This window comes from Mesorhizobium sp. ORS 3428 (assembly GCF_001854785.1).
Lineage (GTDB): Bacteria > Pseudomonadota > Alphaproteobacteria > Rhizobiales > Rhizobiaceae > Mesorhizobium.
Genome location: NZ_MDFL01000118.1, coordinates 21,146 through 38,418 on the forward strand (window position 1 = coordinate 21,146; position 17,273 = coordinate 38,418).

The 17,273-nt window shown below is 61.4% G+C and carries 16 protein-coding genes; 9 read left to right on the top strand and 7 right to left on the bottom strand.

What is annotated here, in order from left to right:
- Window positions 1–8 precede the first annotated feature (8 nt).
- The 4 genes from ORS3428_RS16805 to ORS3428_RS16820 form a co-directional block, all read right to left on the bottom strand.
- The gene (locus tag ORS3428_RS16805; RefSeq protein WP_071099421.1) at window positions 9–1,613 is read right to left on the bottom strand and encodes a GMC family oxidoreductase; all 1,605 of its coding nucleotides are present in this window, start codon (window positions 1,611–1,613) and stop codon (window positions 9–11) included.
- Between the two features lie 33 nt (window positions 1,614–1,646).
- A complete protein-coding gene (locus ORS3428_RS16810; RefSeq protein ID WP_071099422.1) occupies window positions 1,647–2,450 on the bottom strand; it encodes an ABC transporter ATP-binding protein in 804 nt (267 codons plus the stop codon).
- 10 nt (window positions 2,451–2,460) lie between these two features.
- Window positions 2,461–3,090: an ABC transporter permease gene (locus tag ORS3428_RS16815; RefSeq protein ID WP_244507984.1), complete on the bottom strand. Its 630-nt coding sequence runs from the start codon at window positions 3,088–3,090 to the stop codon at window positions 2,461–2,463.
- A gap of 268 nt (window positions 3,091–3,358) precedes the next feature.
- On the bottom strand, window positions 3,359–4,435 hold the full coding sequence (locus tag ORS3428_RS16820; RefSeq protein WP_244507986.1) for an ABC transporter substrate-binding protein: 1,077 nt from the start codon (window positions 4,433–4,435) through the stop codon (window positions 3,359–3,361).
- 363 nt (window positions 4,436–4,798) lie between these two features.
- Between ORS3428_RS16820 and ORS3428_RS16825 the strand changes: the two genes are divergently transcribed.
- The 5 genes from ORS3428_RS16825 to ORS3428_RS16845 all read left to right on the top strand — a co-directional run bounded on the left by ORS3428_RS16825 (window position 4,799) and on the right by ORS3428_RS16845 (window position 9,831).
- Window positions 4,799–6,073, top strand: a complete 1,275-nt coding sequence (locus ORS3428_RS16825; protein ID WP_071099424.1) for a flavin-containing monooxygenase — start codon at window positions 4,799–4,801, stop codon at window positions 6,071–6,073.
- A gap of 150 nt (window positions 6,074–6,223) precedes the next feature.
- Window positions 6,224–6,640, top strand: a complete 417-nt coding sequence (locus ORS3428_RS16830) for a RidA family protein (protein ID WP_071099494.1) — start codon at window positions 6,224–6,226, stop codon at window positions 6,638–6,640.
- An 18-nt stretch (window positions 6,641–6,658) separates the two neighbouring features.
- Window positions 6,659–7,333: a DUF1028 domain-containing protein gene (locus tag ORS3428_RS16835; RefSeq protein ID WP_071099425.1), complete on the top strand. Its 675-nt coding sequence runs from the start codon at window positions 6,659–6,661 to the stop codon at window positions 7,331–7,333.
- Window positions 7,334–7,354: 21 nt separating this feature from the next.
- Complete coding sequence (locus ORS3428_RS16840; RefSeq protein ID WP_071099426.1) at window positions 7,355–8,845, top strand: aldehyde dehydrogenase; 1,491 nt, start codon at window positions 7,355–7,357, stop codon at window positions 8,843–8,845.
- A gap of 50 nt (window positions 8,846–8,895) precedes the next feature.
- Complete coding sequence (locus ORS3428_RS16845) at window positions 8,896–9,831, top strand: LysR family transcriptional regulator (protein ID WP_071099427.1); 936 nt, start codon at window positions 8,896–8,898, stop codon at window positions 9,829–9,831.
- A gap of 14 nt (window positions 9,832–9,845) precedes the next feature.
- On the opposite strand, the gene argE is transcribed toward ORS3428_RS16845, so the two are convergent.
- Window positions 9,846–11,003: an acetylornithine deacetylase gene (gene argE, locus ORS3428_RS16850; protein WP_071099428.1), complete on the bottom strand. Its 1,158-nt coding sequence runs from the start codon at window positions 11,001–11,003 to the stop codon at window positions 9,846–9,848.
- A gap of 254 nt (window positions 11,004–11,257) precedes the next feature.
- On the opposite strand from argE, the gene ORS3428_RS16855 reads away from it, so the two are divergent.
- The 4 genes from ORS3428_RS16855 (at window position 11,258) to ORS3428_RS31550 (ending at window position 15,835) form a co-directional block, all read left to right on the top strand.
- Window positions 11,258–13,327 (top strand): oxidoreductase, encoded by a 2,070-nt coding sequence (locus tag ORS3428_RS16855; protein WP_071099429.1) that lies wholly within the window; start codon window positions 11,258–11,260, stop codon window positions 13,325–13,327.
- Window positions 13,328–13,344: 17 nt separating this feature from the next.
- Window positions 13,345–13,713: a cupin domain-containing protein gene (locus ORS3428_RS16860; protein ID WP_071099430.1), complete on the top strand. Its 369-nt coding sequence runs from the start codon at window positions 13,345–13,347 to the stop codon at window positions 13,711–13,713.
- 9 nt (window positions 13,714–13,722) lie between these two features.
- A complete protein-coding gene (locus ORS3428_RS16865) occupies window positions 13,723–15,135 on the top strand; it encodes an aspartate ammonia-lyase (RefSeq protein WP_071099431.1) in 1,413 nt (470 codons plus the stop codon).
- 346 nt (window positions 15,136–15,481) lie between these two features.
- Complete coding sequence (locus ORS3428_RS31550; protein WP_244507987.1) at window positions 15,482–15,835, top strand: substrate-binding domain-containing protein; 354 nt, start codon at window positions 15,482–15,484, stop codon at window positions 15,833–15,835.
- Between the two features lie 80 nt (window positions 15,836–15,915).
- On the opposite strand, the gene ORS3428_RS16875 is transcribed toward ORS3428_RS31550, so the two are convergent.
- Together ORS3428_RS16875 and ORS3428_RS16880 are read right to left on the bottom strand one after the other, a co-directional pair.
- Entirely contained in the window at window positions 15,916–16,200 is a 285-nt protein-coding gene (locus tag ORS3428_RS16875) for a MurR/RpiR family transcriptional regulator (RefSeq protein WP_071099433.1), read from the bottom strand.
- A gap of 38 nt (window positions 16,201–16,238) precedes the next feature.
- Window positions 16,239–17,255 (bottom strand): Gfo/Idh/MocA family oxidoreductase, encoded by a 1,017-nt coding sequence (locus ORS3428_RS16880; protein WP_071099434.1) that lies wholly within the window; start codon window positions 17,253–17,255, stop codon window positions 16,239–16,241.
- Window positions 17,256–17,273: the final 18 nt, after the last annotated feature.

The following is a 17,273-nucleotide window of genomic DNA, read 5'->3' on the forward strand; positions in this document are numbered from 1 at the left end:
AACTCTGGTCAAGATCTCAAAATCATCTCGGCGGCACGCTGGCCAATCATCATTGACGGCGCATTGGTGTTGCCGCCGATTAATGTCGGCATGATCGAGGCATCCGCAACACGCAAATTGTCGAGACCGCGAACTTTCAGGTCTGCGGGGTTGGCCACAGCCATTGCGTCGGTTCCCATCTTGGCAGTGCCGACGGGATGATAGACCGTGAGCGCCTCCGCCCTTAGGTAAGCGAGGATCTCGTCATCGCTGTTCACATCCGGTCCGGGCAAGATTTCGGGTCCGCGGATGCCGGCGAACACAGGCGAGGCAAGGATAGAGCGCGCCACCTTGATGCCCTCGACAAGGGTCAGCGCATCTTGCTCGTCGCTGAAGAAGCGGTGGTCAATCAGCACGTTTCTGCGGGTACCGTCGCGCTGGAGGGTGATTTCGCCGATGCTCTTCGGCCTCAGCACGCAGGTATGCACGGCGTAGCCGTGACCGTATTCGACAAGCCGGCCGCGATGGCTCCGATAGCCCGGCACGAAATGAAACTGGATGTCCGGCAATCCATCGGCATATTTCGTCTTCGCGAAACCGCCTGCCTCGACATAATTGGTCGTCAGCATGCCCTTGCGGCGGGCAAAATAATGAAACGGCGCCGCCACGATCGCCGGTAGATTAGGCAGCGAGAGCCCGAGTGTCTTGATGCTGYCCGAGCGCACCGTGATCATGCCGTCGACATGATCACGCAGGTTCTTTCCAACGCCCGGTACATCAATGACTGGCTCTATTCCCGCCGCYTTCAATTCGCCGGCAGGACCGATGCCGGAGGCGAGCAGGATCCGCGGCGAGCCGATCGCGCCGGCGCTGAGCACCACCTCAGCACGGCATCCGAGCTTTTGGATCTCCCCTTCCCTGATGACGCTGAGGCCGACGACCCGGCCTTCTTCGATCGCCACACCAAGAACTTCCGCGCCCGAAATCACCTCCAGGTTGGGGCGCCCAAGGACAKGGCGAACGAAGGCCGTGTAAGATGAAAAGCGCTCCCCCTTGTTCTGGGTGACGTTGTAAATGCCGAGTCCGAATTGGGTTCCTGCATTGAAATCCTGGTTCTCGGGCAAGCCTACACTCTTCCCCGCCTGCACCCACATTTTCGAAACGACGTTCGGATCGCGCGGATTGTCGACCAGCAATTCACCGTCGAATCCGTGATGGGCGGGGTCTTGCGAAAGCAGGTTTCGCTCCAGCTTCCTGAAAACCGGCAGCACGTCGGCGTAGGACCAGCCTAGGCAGCCAAGCGAGGCCCACTCGTCATAATCCTCGGCGGCGCCGCGAATATAGACCATGGAATTTATCGTGCTCGACCCGCCAAGCGCTTTGCCTCGGTTGACCGGAATGCGACGGTTGTTGAGCCGCGGCTGCGGCAAACCCTTGTAGCCGTAGTCGAAACGCGGGTTGCCGTAGAGCGAGAGGATGCCGGCCGGCACCCGAACGCGGATGCTGTCATCGCTTCCGCCGGCTTCTAGCAGACAGACCCGGTTTGCTGGATTTGCGCTCAGCCTGTTGGCGAGCACGCAACCTGCGGAACCCGCACCGATAATGATGTAGTCGAATTGCTCGCCGCTACTCACGCCAGCCCCCGGTATTTTGCTTGAGACGTGCGGCTAGTGCTCGTCGTCCTCGTCGCTCTTCAACAGATCGAGGATTTCCCGCTTCATGGCGATGAATTTCGRCTCCATCACCAGGTCCATGCTGCGTGGGCGATCAAAACCGACCAGGATCTCCTTCTTGATCTGGCCGGGCCGGCCGGACATGACGAGCACCCGGTCGGCAAGGAGGATCGCTTCGTCGATGTCGTGCGTTACGAACAACACCGTCTTCTTTGAATGATCCCAAACGCTCAACAGCAGCTTTTGCATGCTGTGACGGGTCTGGCTGTCGAGCGCGCCGAACGGCTCATCCATGAGCAGGACTTCTGGATCGTTGGCTAGCGCTCGTGCGATTGCAACGCGCTGCTTCATCCCTCCCGACAACTGGGAGGGATAGTGATCAGCGAACTTTGCCAGGCCGACTTCCGACAGGTAGTGGCTGACAATGTCCTTGCGTTCCGCTGCGGCAATCCCCTTCCGTTTCGGGCCGTACTCGACATTCTGYGCAACGGTGAGCCATGGAAACAGCGTATAGGCCTGGAACACCATGCCCCGGTCGGGACCCGGTTCGGTGATCGGCTTTTGGCCAACCGCGATCGTGCCGCTGGTGCGGTCCTCGAGCCCGGCGATGAGATAAAGCAGGCTCGACTTGCCGYAGCCTGACGGGCCGACGATGACACAGAACTCGTTCGGCTCGACACTGAACGAAATGCCGTTCAGCGCCAGTACCGCATTCGCGCCGCTCCCATAGCGAAGAACCACATCGGCGATTTCAATGTCAGAGCTCTTGGGCTTCATCAACAAAACACTCGCATCCATCGCGTCATCCTCAGTTCGCCCAAGGGGCGACGAGGCGCCGGATGCCTCGGAACAGCTGGTCCGTGATCAGGCCCAGGATCCCGATCAACGCGATCGCCATGAAAATCACGTCGACTTGGAACCCACGCATGGCCTTGAGTGAAATGTAGCCAAGCCCGCTWTGTGCAGCGACGAGTTCGGCCACGACAAGATAGGTCCAAGCCCACCCCATGGTGACGCGCAGCACATCAAGCACATTGGGAAGCGTGGCCGGAAAGACGATATGGAAGACCGTGTCACTCCGCTTTGTGCCGAGGGTGTAGGCCGCATTGACAAGGTCACGCTGCACGCCCCGGGCGCAGTCGGCAATCATCACCAGCTGCTGGAAGAACGTCCCGAATATGATGATGGCGACGCGTTGCTCGATGCCAATCCCAATCCACAGGATGAAGAGCGGCACGAAGGAGGTGACCGGCAGATAGCGGATGAAATTGACCAAGGRATCGAGCATCGCCTGGACAAAGCGATAGGTACCCATCGCCAGACCGAGCGGCACCGCTACGATGCTTGAAAGGACAAATCCTATCAGCACCACCTGCACGCTCGCTAGGACATGCTGCCACAGCGAACCCTCGACCGCCATCTTGAGCGTGGTGGACAAGACGGTTTCGGGGCGAGGCRGGAACATTTCGCRGACGGCGCCCGAATAGGTMAGGGCGAACCAGCTGACGATGACGACCGCCCATACGGCGATGCTCAGCATCACCRTCAGCGAGTGCGGTATGGCTCGGAAGGGTATCGAAATGGATTTTAGTGAATGATCGGTCACGACCTGGACAGCCTCTCGATGGCGCGCTGGAAAGGAGCCGTTCCTAGTTCGCCGGAACGCATGGAAGGCGGCGGCGAATTCAACGCCACCGCCTGTCGCGCTATTTTCCTAGGAAGGACGCATCGACGAAGTCGTCGTACTTGATGTCCATCTTGAGCTTGCCCTRGGCGCCCCAGATTTCGCTGCCTAACTTGATGAGCTTGCCGACTTCACCGTCATCGCCGCCGGTAAGGAACTGAGCGTTACGCTCCTTCCCGTAGTAATTCACGCCAGCCGCCGAGGACGCGAAATCCTTGGGATCCGACAGGTAACCGCCGACGCCCTTGGCCATGACTTCATAGGCCTTCTCGGGGTTTTGCTTGATAAATTCGTTCGCCTTGTAGAGTCCCTTCACCAGAGCCTCGACGTCCTTCGGATTCTTCTGGATGTAATCGCAGCTCAGCTGCACGACATCGACGATCACGCCAGGCGTCTTCGAGGAATCGATCAGTACCTGGCCCTTGTTCGCCTTCTTTGCGAGGCTGAGATGGKGCTCCCAGGTGACCGCGACCGGGATACGGTCAGCCATGAAGGCCGAAGCGGCATCGTCCGCCGTCATATTGACGATCTTGACGTCGGCTTCGTTCATGCCGGCTTGCTTGAGCAGGATGTCGAACCAGAACTGAGACGTCGAGCCCTCGTTAATCGCTACTTCCTTGCCCTTCAGGTCGGAAAGGCCCTTGGCTTCTTTCGGCGCCAGAATACCGTCTCCACCGTGGCTATCATCCAGCGCATAGACGGCTTTGAAGCAGAAGTCCTTGGACCGGTATTTCATGGTTTCGTCGACGGTAGAGGCGCTGCCGTCCAACTCGCCGGCCGCCGCGGCCGCCATGTACATCGAGGCCTCCTCGATAATTTCCAGTGATATGTCGAGGCCGTTTTCCTTGAAGTAGCCCATGTCGCGCGCCAGGAAGAGCGGACCGTATCCAACCCATGTGGTCATCCCCAGCTTCATGCTTCCAGCCTCGGCGCTGGCAACTCCGAAAAYGGCGCTCAAAGCAACGCTCGCGATCAACGCAGCCTTTCTGATCTTCACGGTGGCAATCTTCATGTTTGTTCCCCTGTCAATTGTGAGGCGCCAGGCTTTTTGCTCGCCCCGACTAACCATCTGACGCGCCGGAAAGCCGGCGCGGTGCACTCGACGTTCTTTGTTGTCGTTTAAGCTTTGGCGGACCAAAGCACGCATCGCGCCAGGCAGAAATTAAGATTTTTCGTCAGACTGCTTAGGCTCTTCCTAAGGCGTGGTCGCTCGCGTCGGCGAGGGTAAGGCCCAGCCGTCGAGGATCGCTGGCAGCCTCCGCGCCGGGCGCTTCCGTTTGCTCGTATTGGCGCGGGCCACGGCGCCACCTACCGGCCTCTCGTGCCGCCAGTCCGTTTAGGGACAAGCTAATCACTGCCACATGAAATCATAATGTTCGCGACCTCAAGCCTCCAGTAGATCGTAGATCAAACCGCCACGGCAGTCCGCAGAGACACCGGCGGCCAGCTAAAGGGCGTGAGAATGTCGGTTGAAAAAGTGGATACGCTTGTTGTTGGTGGCGGCCAGGCGGGGATCGCCATGAGYGAGCATCTCGGCAAATGCGGTGTGCCTCATCTCGTCCTCGAGCGCGGCCGCATCGCCGAGCGCTGGCGATCCGAAAGATGGGACTCCCTCGTCGCCAACGGACCAGCCTGGCACGACCGCTTCCCGGGTATGGAATTTCCCGATGCCGATCCCGACACCTTTATCGGCAAGGAACAGGTCGCGGACTATTTCGTCGCCTATGCCAAGATGATCGCCGCTCCCATCCGCTGTGGGGTGGAGGTGAAGGAGGTGCGAAGGAATCTAGGCCGGCTCGGCTTCCGTGTCGAAACCTCACAAGGCGTGATCGAGGCCAAGAGCGTCGTCGCCGCCACCGGACCGTTTCAATGCCCCGTCATGCCGAGGGTTGTTCCAGCGGATGCCGGACTTGTGCAGATCCATTCCAACTCCTATCGCAATCCGGGCCAGTTGCCCCGCGGTGCGGTTCTGGTGGTCGGTGCYGGCTCCTCGGGTGTCCAGATCGCCGACGAGCTCGCGCGCACAGGCAAGCGTGTCTATCTGTCGGTCGGGCCGCACGACCGCCCTCCTCGTTCCTATCGCGGCCGTGACTTCTGCTGGTGGCTGGGGGTGCTCGGCAAGTGGGACCTCGAAACGCCGGGCCCTGGCACGGAGCATGTAACCATCGCGGTCAGCGGGGCTCGCGGCGGCGAGACGATCGATTTCCGCCGTCTTGCCGCGCAGGGAATGACGCTCGTCRGCCTAACTGCATCCTACCGGGACGGTGTCATCACTTTCGCTCGCGATCTTGCTCAAAACATCGCGCGCGGCGACGCCAGCTTGATGGCGCTGCTCGACGAGRCCGACGCCTATGTCGCCCGCAACGGGCTCGACCTTCCGGAGGAGCCCGACGCTCGAAAGCTCGACCCGGACYCGGCATGCGTGAGCAATCCCATTCTGGAACTCGACCTGGYGAAAGCCGGTGTCACATCCATCATCTGGGCGACGGGCTACTCCGTCGACTATAGCTGGCTGAAGGTCGACACTTTCGATGAAAAGGGCCGGCCGAAGCATCAGCGCGGCGTATCGGCCGAACCGGGGATCTATTTCCTCGGTTTGCCATGGCAGTCGCGCCGCGGTTCCAGCTTCATCTGGGGGGTATGGCACGACGCCAAGCACGTGGCGGACCGTATCTCCACGCAGCGCCGGTATCTCGAATACCATGCGGCCGCGCAACGCGAGACCGAGGACGCATAGAGGCGTCCGAGGCCGCGGACGATCTTCCATCCGTGATTAGGAGCGTCCTTAGCAGGGATGAGAAAGACTGTTCTTTGAAAGCCGGCCCGCGCCGGGAATATTCGGCCGAGACATACGGGTCCCGACGACCCTGCCCCCATGGAGACCTGCATGGCACATACCCGAATCCGCAAGTTCAACACGAAGGAAACTTACCCAGAGCAGAAGCTGGACAATGATCTGTGCCAGGCGGTTGTCACGCGCGGCGGCAGGACAGTCTACCTGCGCGGCCAATGCCCCCAGGATCTCGACACTGCAAAGAACATCGACAGCCACGATCCGGCCGAACAGACTCACAAGGTCATGCAGAACATCAAGCAGCTCCTTGAGGAGTGCGGCGGCAGCATGGAGCATCTGGTCAAGGTGGTCGTCTACATCACCGACGTCCGTCACCGCGAAGCCGTCTACCGGACGATGGGAGAATACATCAAAGGCGTATTTCCGGTTTCGACAGGTTTGGTGGTGACGGCGCTTGCCCGACCAGAGTGGCTGGTCGAGATCGACGGYACCGCTGTCATCCCCGACTGAGCGGCGGAGCGTTCAGCCATGACCTTCTCCATCGTCGCGCGCTGCAGCCGCACCGGAATGTTCGGCGTGGCCGTCTCGTCGTCCTCGCCGGCCGTCGCCGCGCGCTGCGCCTATGCGCAAGCCGGTGTCGGCGCGGTCGCCAGCCAGAATGTCACGGACCCTACGCTCGGCACACGCGGGCTGGAGCTTATGGCACGCGGTGCCTCGGCCTCGGAAGCGGTTGCAATCCTGAAGCGCACCGGCGCGCACGCCGAGTATCGGCAGGTGCTGGCCGTCGACGCCGCCGGCGGCAGCGCCATCCATTCGGGCCCCAAGGCGCTCGGCATCTGGGCTGAAGCGCACGCGGAGAACGTCGCCTGCGGTGGCAACCTGCTGGCCAACGATCGCGTGCCGCAGGCCATGGTGGACACCTTCCTTGCCTCCCAAGGCGAGCTCGGCGACCGGCTCATCGCCACGATGCAGGCCGCGCTCAAAGCCGGCGGAGAGGCGGGCCCTGTGCGCTCCGCCGGCATGAGGCTGGTTCGCGAGGTATCATGGCCGGTAGCCGACCTGCGTTGTGACTGGACGGAGGGCTGTCCGATCGAAGAACTGGCGAAGCTGTGGGACATCTACAAGCCTCAGCTCGATGCCTATGTGACCCGCGCCATCAACCCTTCCGATGCGCCGAGCTATGGCGTACCGGGCGACGAATAGCCAGCAAGCAGAGAGCCTCACATGGGTGAACTCGGGCACAAGGACTGGATCGAGAAGGCGACGGCCATCCGCTTCCGGAACAAGGCCTTCATCGATGGCAATTGGGTCGCTGCCCGCTCCGGCCGGACCTTCGCCAGCGTCAACCCGGCAACCGGCGAGACACTGGCCGAGGTCGCCTCCTGCGGCCAGGAGGACATTGATCTCGCCGTCGCCGCCGCGCGGCGCAGCTTTGAATCAGGGGTCTGGTCGCGCGTCGCTCCGGCAAAGCGCAAGGAGGTGCTGCTGCGCCTGGCGCAATTGCTGCGCGAGAACCTGCACGAGCTTGCCCTCCTGGAATCGCTCGACATGGGCAAGCTGGTCAATGACGCGGCGACCATCGACGTGCCAGGCTCGGCGACCATTTTCCAATGGTATGCCGAGGCGATCGACAAGATTTACGATGAGGTGGCGCCGGCTGGCGTGGGCGATCTCGTCCTGGTCCGGCGCGAGCCGCTCGGCGTGATCGGAGCTGTCGTGCCGTGGAATTTCCCGCTCGATATGGCGACGTGGAAATGTGCACCGGCGCTGGCCGCAGGCAATTCCGTGGTGCTGAAGCCAGCCGAACAATCGCCTTTCTCCGCGCTTCGGCTGGCGGAGCTGGCTATGGAGGCTGGCCTGCCCGCTGGTGTTCTCAACGTCGTGCCGGGTCTCGGTGAGACCGCAGGGCAAGCGCTTGGCCGCCATATGGATGTGGACTGCCTCGCCTTCACGGGATCCACGCCAGTTGGCAAGATGTTCATGCAGTATGCCGGCCAGTCGAACATGAAGCAGGTCTGGCTCGAAACCGGCGGCAAGAGCCCCAATCTGGTCTTTGCCGACTGCCGCGATCTCGACGCGGCTGCCGACATGGCCGCCTTCGGCATTTTCTTCAATCAGGGCCAGGTCTGTTCGGCGAATTCGCGGCTGCTTGTGCAGCGCGAGATAAAGGATGCGCTGGTTGAAAAGTTGGCGCAGCGCGCCGCTGAAATGCAGCCCGGCGACCCACTCGATCCGGCCTCGAGAATGGGCGCGATGGTGGATGCCAACCACACGACGAATGTTATGCGCTTCATCGAGGCCGGCAGAAAAACTGCCCAACTGGTGGCTGGAGGTGAGCAGGTCACTGTCAATGGCCGCGGCAGCTTCGTACAGCCGACCATTTTCGATGGAGTATCGCCGGATGACCCTCTCGCCCGCGACGAGATTTTCGGGCCCGTTCTGTCGGTCGTCACCTTCGACGAAGAGGACGAGGCCGTTCGCATCGCCAATGACAGCATCTATGGACTGGCTGCATCGTTATGGACGGACAGTCTTTCGCGTGCGCACCGAATTGCGGGGCGGCTCCGGGCGGGGACCGTGTCTGTCAACACGGTGGACGCGCTGAGCCCGATGACGCCGTTTGGCGGCTTCAAGCAATCCGGTTTTGGCCGCGACCTGTCGCTTCATTCCTTTAACAAGTACACGGCGCTCAAGACAACCTGGATCAAATATTGAGAAACCGCCGCAGCTTGATCGCGCCCTCCGAACCGGCAAAATAGCCGCCCATGCCGCTTCGCTTCACGCTCAGACAGCTTGAATATTTCGTCGCCGTGGGCGAGGCCGGATCCATTGCCAAAGCAGCCGAGCAGGTCAACGTTTCGCCACCCTCCATCTCAGCTTCCATCGCGCAGCTCGAAATCGAGTTCGGCGTCCAGCTTTTCGTGCGCAAGCACTCGCACGGCCTGTCGCTGACGACTGGCGGTCGCATGTTCCTGAAGGAGGCCGCGCGTCTGCTTGCCGATGCGGATGYGCTGCACGATATTGCCGGCGACATTGCCGAAAAGGTGCGCGGCCCGCTGGCTGTCGGCTGCCTGATGACCTTCGCGCAGATCGTGTTGCCGGCCTTGCGCATGAAGTTCGAACGCGCCTATCCGGAGGTGCGCGTCAGACAGTTCGAGCGCAACCAGGGACAGTTGCTGGAGATGCTGCAGAGCGGCGAGATCGACGCCGCTCTTACCTACGACCTCGAGCTGTCGCAGGACATGACGTTCGAACCGCTGATGGAATTACCGGCCTATGTCATGCTGCCGGCCGGACACCGTCTTGCGGCCAAGACATCCATCACCCCGGATGAACTGGTAGACGAGCCGATGGTGCTTCTCGACCTGCCGTTCAGCCGGGAATACTTCCTCTCCGCCTTCCAGCAGAAGGGGCTCCGCCCCAATGTAGCCGAACGCACGGCTGACATTGCTGTAATGCGTTCGATGGTTGCCAACGGCTACGGCTACGGCATCGCCAACATGCGGCCGCTTCACGCCATGTCCCCGGACGGCAAGCCATTGGTCTTCGTCTCGCTCAAGGGCGACATCCGGCCGCTCACCATGGGGGTGATGCTRCCCAATGCGGCGCATCGCACGCAAACGGTCCAGGCCTTCATCGACCATTGTAAACGCTTCGTGGTTGAACAGGGCGTGTTCGGCACCGAACGCGTCGTCAAGTAAGCCGCCCCTCCAGCTCAAGCTATGCCGGCGGCGAGCCTCTCCAGCAGTTTCGCCAGCATCTCGTCGCAGCGCCCCAGTTGTTCGACGCTGATATATTCGTCCGGCTTGTGCCCCTGTGCCATCGAACCCGGTCCGCAGACCACCGCCGGCGTGCCGAGATCGCGGCTGAACAATCCGCCCTCCGTGCCGAAGGCGACTTTCACAGTGTTGTTGGCGCCGGTCAGCGATTTGACGAAAGCCACCGCTTCGGAAGTGGCGTGCGTATCGAGTCCTGGATAGGTATTGGTGATCTCGATGTCGATTGCGGCTTCATAAGCGATCGAAGCCGCGTCGGCAGCAATCCGCGCCGCGGCACCGCGAAGCCTATCGAGAATGCCTGCAGCATCGTCGGCGGCAACGTTGCGGATCTCGAAATCGACCTGGCAAAGGTTGGGCACGATGTTGAGCGCCACGCCGGCATTGAACATTCCGACATGCACCGTCGTGTAGGGAATGTCGTAATCACCGTCGTGAGCACCTTCGCGGGCAAGCCGGTCCTGTTCGTCGCGCACGGCCCGTACGAAATCGCACCCGAGATGGATGGCGTTTAGGGCAAGCGGGGCCAGGGCCGAATGGYCTTCCCGTCCCTTGCAGAGCGCTCGTGCCGCAAGCTTGCCCTTGTGCCCCGTCGCCACCTGCATGTTGGTCGGCTCTCCGACGATGCACAGCAGTGGGCGTTGCGGCGCGGCCCTCAGCATCTCGATCAGGTCGCRCACCCCCAGACAGCCGACTTCCTCGTCGTAGGACAGAGCCAGATGCAAGGGCGTCCGAAGCGCCATCTTCGAGGCCTTGAGGCACGCCGCCAGCGCGCAGGCCATGAAGCCCTTCATGTCGGCCGCCCCGCGCCCGTAAAGCTTGCCGTCGCGCTCGGTCATCGCAAACGGCGGCAATGTCCAGTTCTGGCCATCAACCGGAACAACGTCCGTATGGCCCGAGAGCATGACGCCCGGCACGCCGGACGGCCCTATCGTGGCGAAAAGGTTCGCCTTGTGACCGTCCGCGCTGTGGATCAGTTGCGCACCGATGCCGTGGGCTTCGAGCAACGCGGTCACATAGCCAATCTGCTCGAGGTTGGAATCTCTGCTCACGGTGGGAAAGGCGATGAGCCTTTCAAGGATTTCGATGCTGTTCACGCCAACCTGACCTGCTTACTCAATCCAGATCTAGCACCCAAGCACGGCAATTCAGAAATCGCATTTGGCTCAGCCGGACTTCGTCGGAACTTAAGCCGATAGCATCCAGATGCGATTAGGCCCCTCCTAATCGATGAAGAAGAAAACTTTTGTTTCCCGCGCCGGCGCGCGCTCTAAGAGTGCTGTCCGGCCTCGCGGCCTTTGGGGACGCGCGACGACCCCAGGCCAGTCGCTGCCGTAGGAGAGCAATTTCAATGCGCGACCCACGTTACGACATCCTGTTCGAGCCGATGAAGATCGGGCCGGTGATGGCGAAGAATCGCTTCTACCAGGTGCCACACTGCAATGGCGGCGGCTATCGCGATCCTTCGGCCGCGGCCGAGATGCGGCGCATCAAGTCCGAAGGTGGGTGGGGTGTCATCTTCACCGAGCAGACCGAGATGCACCACACCTCGGAGATCACGCCATTCATCGAACTGCGCCTGTGGGAAGATCAGGACATTCCCGCGCTTGCCAAGATGGCTGCGGCCATGCGCGAGCACGGCGCACTGGCGGGCATCCAGCTCGCCTATTCCGGCATCAACGGTCCCAACCTCTACACCAGGGAGGTGCCGCGTGGGCCGACCGCGCTGCCGATACGCACCTTCACCAACGATCCCGTCCAGGCGCGAGCGATGGACAAGCAGGATATCCGCGACCTGCGCCGCTGGCACCGCAACGCATTCAAGCGCGCGAAGCAGGCAGGCTTCGACCTAGTGTGCCTCTATGGCGCGCACGGTTTCGGCATCATCCAGCATTTCCTGTCCACCGCCACCAACCAGCGAACCGACGAATATGGCGGCTCGCTGGAAAACCGCTCGCGGCTGATGCGCGAACTGATAGAGGAAGGGCGGGATGCCATAGGCGATACCTGCGGCCTGACGCTGCGCATCTCGCTCGACGAGATGATCGGCGAACTCGGGTTCGCCAATTCCGAAGTTCGCGACATGATCGAGATGCATGGCGACCTGCCGGACCTCTGGGACCTCRCCCACGGTGCCTGGGAGGACTGTTCCGGACCCTCGCGCTTCAAGGATGAGGCTGCCCAGGAGAGCCTTGTTGCCGGCATCAAGAAGCTTACGTCCAAGCCCGTTGTCGGCGTCGGCCGTTTCACCTCGCCGGACGTTATGGTCAGGATGATCAAATCCGGCACGCTCGACTTCATCGGCTGCGCGCGTCCTTCCATCGCCGACCCCTTCCTGCCAAGAAAGGTGGAAGAAGGCCGCATCGAAGACATTCGCGAATGCATCGGCTGCAACATCTGCATCACCGGCGACATGACCATGTCGATCTCGCGCTGCACGCAGAACCCGACCTTCATGGAGGAATGGCGCAAGGGCTGGCACCCCGAGCGGATGCAGGCCAAGGGCGAGAGCGAAAGCGTGCTTATCGTCGGCGCCGGYCCCGCTGGTCTCGAGGCGGCCCGCGCGCTCGGACTTCGCGGCTATCGCGTCGCGCTGGCGGAAGCCGGCACCGCGCTTGGCGGGCGGGTGGCGCGCGAATGCCTTCTGCCGGGATTGTCAGCCTGGGGCCGCGTGCGCGACTATCGCCAATACCAGCTCGGCCAGATGCAGAACGTCGAGATCTATTTCGACAGCGAGCTTTCGGCCGACGACATCCTCGCCTTCGGCTTCCAGAACGTAGCAATCGCCACAGGCTCGAGCTGGCGCCGCGATGGTGTGGCGCGTGCGCATGTCGTGCCGATACCGATCGACGCTTCGATGCCGATCTATACGCCCGACGATCTGATGGACGGGAAAGTGCCTTCCGGCAATGTCGTGCTGTTTGACGACGATCACTATTACATGGGCGGCGTGCTGGCCGAGTTGATGGCAAGACAGGGTTCCAAGGTGACGCTGGTGAYGCCCTCGGCCTATGTGTCGGACTGGACCCGCAACACGCTGGAACAGGGCGCCATCCATCGCCGGCTCGCTGAACTCGGCGTTGAGATCGTGCTGAACCGTACCGTCGCGAGTGTCGCTGCCGGAAGCGTCGTGACAGCCTGCACCTATACGGGAGCCCGGCACGAGTTGGCCGCCGACGCAGTGGTGCTGGTGACATCGCGCAGCCAGAACGACGACCTCTGGCGGAACCTGAAGTCCAGGCATGATGAATGGGCTGACAACGGTATCCGCTCGATCAAGGTGATCGGCGATGCGGAGGCACCCGGACCAATCGCCTGGGCGACGTATGCGGGGCATCGCTATGCGCGCGAGCTGGACATGCCGGATATCGGCGACGCTCTGCCGTTCCGGCGGGAGGTCGCGGCGCTAGCTGCAGAATAGAAGGCAGAAAACCTCCAATGAGAGCTTTCATTCTTTCCGCCCAGCAAACAGGCCTTGATGATTGGGGAATTCCCGAAGATGTCGGCGCTGTTACGCTGGAGGGCGAGGTTCGCATCGCCGGACGCTTCGACTTGGGTGAGCCAGCCGGCGCAGTGTTCGGCGGAGTCTATGCCGCCACGCGCGGCAAGTATCGCGTAGTCTATCCTTTTCACGAGCACGCCACGCTACTTTCGGGCAACGTGGAACTGACGGACGAAGCCACCGGCCTCACCGTTTCATACGGACCAGGCGATAGCTGGATTATCGCCAAGGGAACGTCTGTGATCTGGTCGATCGTCTCGGAGCGTATCTGCAAAAGCTACCTCGCAACAACGGCCCATGCTTAGGGCCAGACAATGAGAGAACAGCAGCGAACAGAGCACGACTTTCTGGGCGAGATGAGCTTACCCGCCGATGTGCTCTATGGGATCCAGACTGCTCGCGCGCTCGATAATTTTCCGATCACGGGCGTGCAGCTTGGTCATTTCCCGGAGTTGGTGATAGCGCTTGCCATGGCGAAGAAGGCGTGCGCGCTGGCCAACGGCGATCTTGGCGTGCTCGACAGGGAGCGTACCGGAGCGATCGTCGCAGCGTGCGACGAGATCATGGCGGGCCGTCATCACGAATCATTCGTCGTCGACATGATCCAGGGCGGGGCCGGCACTTCAACCAATATGAATGCAAACGAGGTGATTGCCAATTTAGCCTTGAGGCTTTTGGGCCACTCCTGCGGAGACTATCGCCACCTTCATCCCAACGATCATGTTAACCTCTCGCAGTCGACCAACGATGTGTATCCGACCGCAATGCGGCTCGCGGTGCTGAGCCAATGCGCGCCGCTTATCCATGCTCAAGGCCGCCTTCGTTCTGCGTTCGAGAACAAGGCGCAAGAATTCGCGACGATCCTCAAAGTTGGCAGAACCCAGCTTCAGGATGCCGTTCCGATGACGCTCGGTATGGAGTTCGCTGGATTCGCAGCAACGGTCGAAGAGGACATTGAGCGTGTCGGCCAATTGAGCGAATTGCTCAAGGAAGTGAACCTTGGCGGCACCGCCATAGGTACCGGAATAAATGCCCCCTCYGGTTATGCTGAGATCGCGGTGTCACGCCTTTCTGAAATCAGYGGTTTTCGCCTCATCGCGGCAAAGAATCTCGTGGAAGCCACGTCGGATGTGGGCGCGTTTGTCACGTTCTCGGGAGTACTGAAGCGCATCGCCGTGAAGCTGTCGAAAATTTGCAACGACCTTCGGCTGCTCAGCAGTGGCCCCCGCGCTGGTTTCGGCGAAATCAGATTGCCCGCTGTTCAGCCAGGATCGTCCATCATGCCGGGCAAGGTTAACCCGGTCATTCCTGAGGTGGTCAACCAAGTCGCCTTTCAGGTAATTGGAAACGATCTGACAGTGACCTTTGCAGCGGAGGCGGGTCAGCTCCAGCTTAATGCGATGGAGCCGGTCATGCTGTTCAATGTGCTGCAGTCTCTGCGGATGCTCACGCGATCCATCACCGTGCTGACGGAGCGCTGTGTGGAGGGCATCGAGGTCAATGTCCAGCGCTGCAATGCACTTGTCGACAACAGCCTGGTCCTTACCACAGCACTCGTGCCGCTGCTGGGCTATGAAGAGGCCGCGCGCATTGCACGGTTGGCGATAAGTAGCGGCGGCACAGTGGGCGCAACCGTTCAGCGCTTGGGTGTGATGACACAGGAGGAGTTCGAAAAGGTTAAGCTCGGCGCGTGGACGTTCGGCTCGCCGGCGTTGGCCGAAGGCTGACAGAGATCGCCAGTTTGAACGCGACCACAGTCTCTGAGGTCAGCAGGCTCCTGCCGCTGGCGTTTCTATCGCCGAAGATCGTGTCCAGAATTGTCGCCGACAACCAGCCGATCGAACTCACGGCCCACAGGCTGTCGCGCCCATCCGGCCTCCCCTCGCCTGGCCCGATCAGACCGCCCTCCTCGGCCTCTGATTCTGACCATCAACCCGCATCGCTTTTCCAAACAGTTGGCTACGGAGATGGGCCCGCAGAGACGAAGGCTGATATGGGGCCGCATCTGGCAGGCACAGTTGGCGCAGATGGACCARCAATCAACGAGTATCGCCATCTGAACCGTCAGATTGCTTGGGGTTTGTAGTCGCTTGGCGACTGGAGAGCACTTGTGAGCAACTAACACGCTACTTCGAGGCAAACGGTCATCCTGCCGCCATCTACAATGTCGCCGGCGCCAATCGCGGCGTCGCCAAGGCCCTGGACAACGCAGGCAAAGCCCACGAGACGGTCTTTGTCGGTCATGAGCTTACAAACCATTCCCGCAACCTGCTCGAGACCGGCATCATGGACTATGTCATCTCGCACGACTTTGTCGGTGAAGTGGCCGCTGCCGCGAGATGGATAAAGGACGATCTCAACGGGGTTACGGCCGAACCGGCACACTCGCAGATTCTCGTGCATACTCGCTATAATTGCGGCCTCTAAAAATCTGCGTCCGCGCAATCGGGCACGCCGCCGGAACCGAACTCGCCGCGCTGGCTTGGATGTCAGACCGGCAGCCCGACCTAATCGGCTTTCAAGCCAGTCGCCTTCCGTAGGTGCAGCCGAAAGAACCCTCTGAAGTCCCGAAAATCGGTGAAGCCGAGGCCTGTTGCGGCGCGCACGACCGTCGATGCAGAGACCGAGCATTTGGCGGCAATCGAGCCGACGGTACCAAACGCTATCACCTCTGGCTTCGCCAGCGCCATCCGGGCAACTTGTTCCTGCTGCTCCGGAAGTGTGATCGTCCGTGAGGCGATCATGCCTTTGAGTTCGCTGAGGTCGTTCGGTCGCTTGATGGCCTCACGCATGATCGCTCTCCCTGGACGTCCAGAAGCCTCTCGCGTTTCTATCGCAGCGGAACGGCCTGCTTCCTCGAGACGGACTCGATGCAGGCGAGCGCAATAGTGAGGGCATCGCGTGCATCCTCGCCCGTCGGCCCTTCGACTTTCCCGCTACGGACGGCTCGAACGAACGAGGCGAGCTGGGCTGTATAGCCGTGAATGAAATGGTCGGTGTCGCGGCGCCAGGTATCGTTGGACACACCGTCCTTGTCGAACAGCGTCATGGAGGAGCGGCGAACGTCGCCCATGGTCACCATGCCGCTCGAGCCGAACACCTCGCCACGGATATCGTAGCCGTAGAGTGCCGAGAAATTTGCCTCCGCGACGGCAACGGACCCGTTGTCGAACCGGATGGTGACCACGGCGGTGTCGAGGAAGCCTTTCTCCCTGAAATCCGGTCGCACCAGAGCATCGGCCACGGCATAGGCTTCAACGGGCCGAGCGCCCGGATTGAGCCACAGCAGCGTGTCGAAGTCATGGATGAGTGTCTCGTAGAAGATGGTCCATAGCGGGATACGTGCCGGATCGGCGCCGAAGGGACCGGGATCGCGCGTGAGAGAGCGGACGAGCTGAGGCCTTCCGACTTTCCCCGCGTCGATCGCGGCACGCCCCTCCGCGAAGGCCTGGTCCCAGCGCCGGTTGAAGCCGACCTGAAGCGGAACGCCGGCCGCGCGCGCTGCCGCGATTGCCCGGTCGGCATCCTCCAAAGTCAACGCCATTGGCTTCTCGCAGAAGATCGCCTTGCCTGCTTCGGCGGCCTGCACGAGTACGTCCGTATGAAACCGCGCCGGAGTGGCGATGATCACCGCTTCGAGTCCAGGATGGGCGAGCAGGTCCGCCGCTTCCGTGTAGGCGCTTTCGATACCGAGCTTGTCGGCGAGGTTGGCTGCAGCGTTTGGCGCGGGGTCTGCGATGGCAACGAGGTCGGCGTCGACCAGTCGGCGCGCAATGGTCTCGCCGTGGAAAGAGCCGATGCGGCCGGCGCCGATAAGGCCGACATTGACGGGTTTGCTCTTGGGCATTGATGCGATCCTATGGGG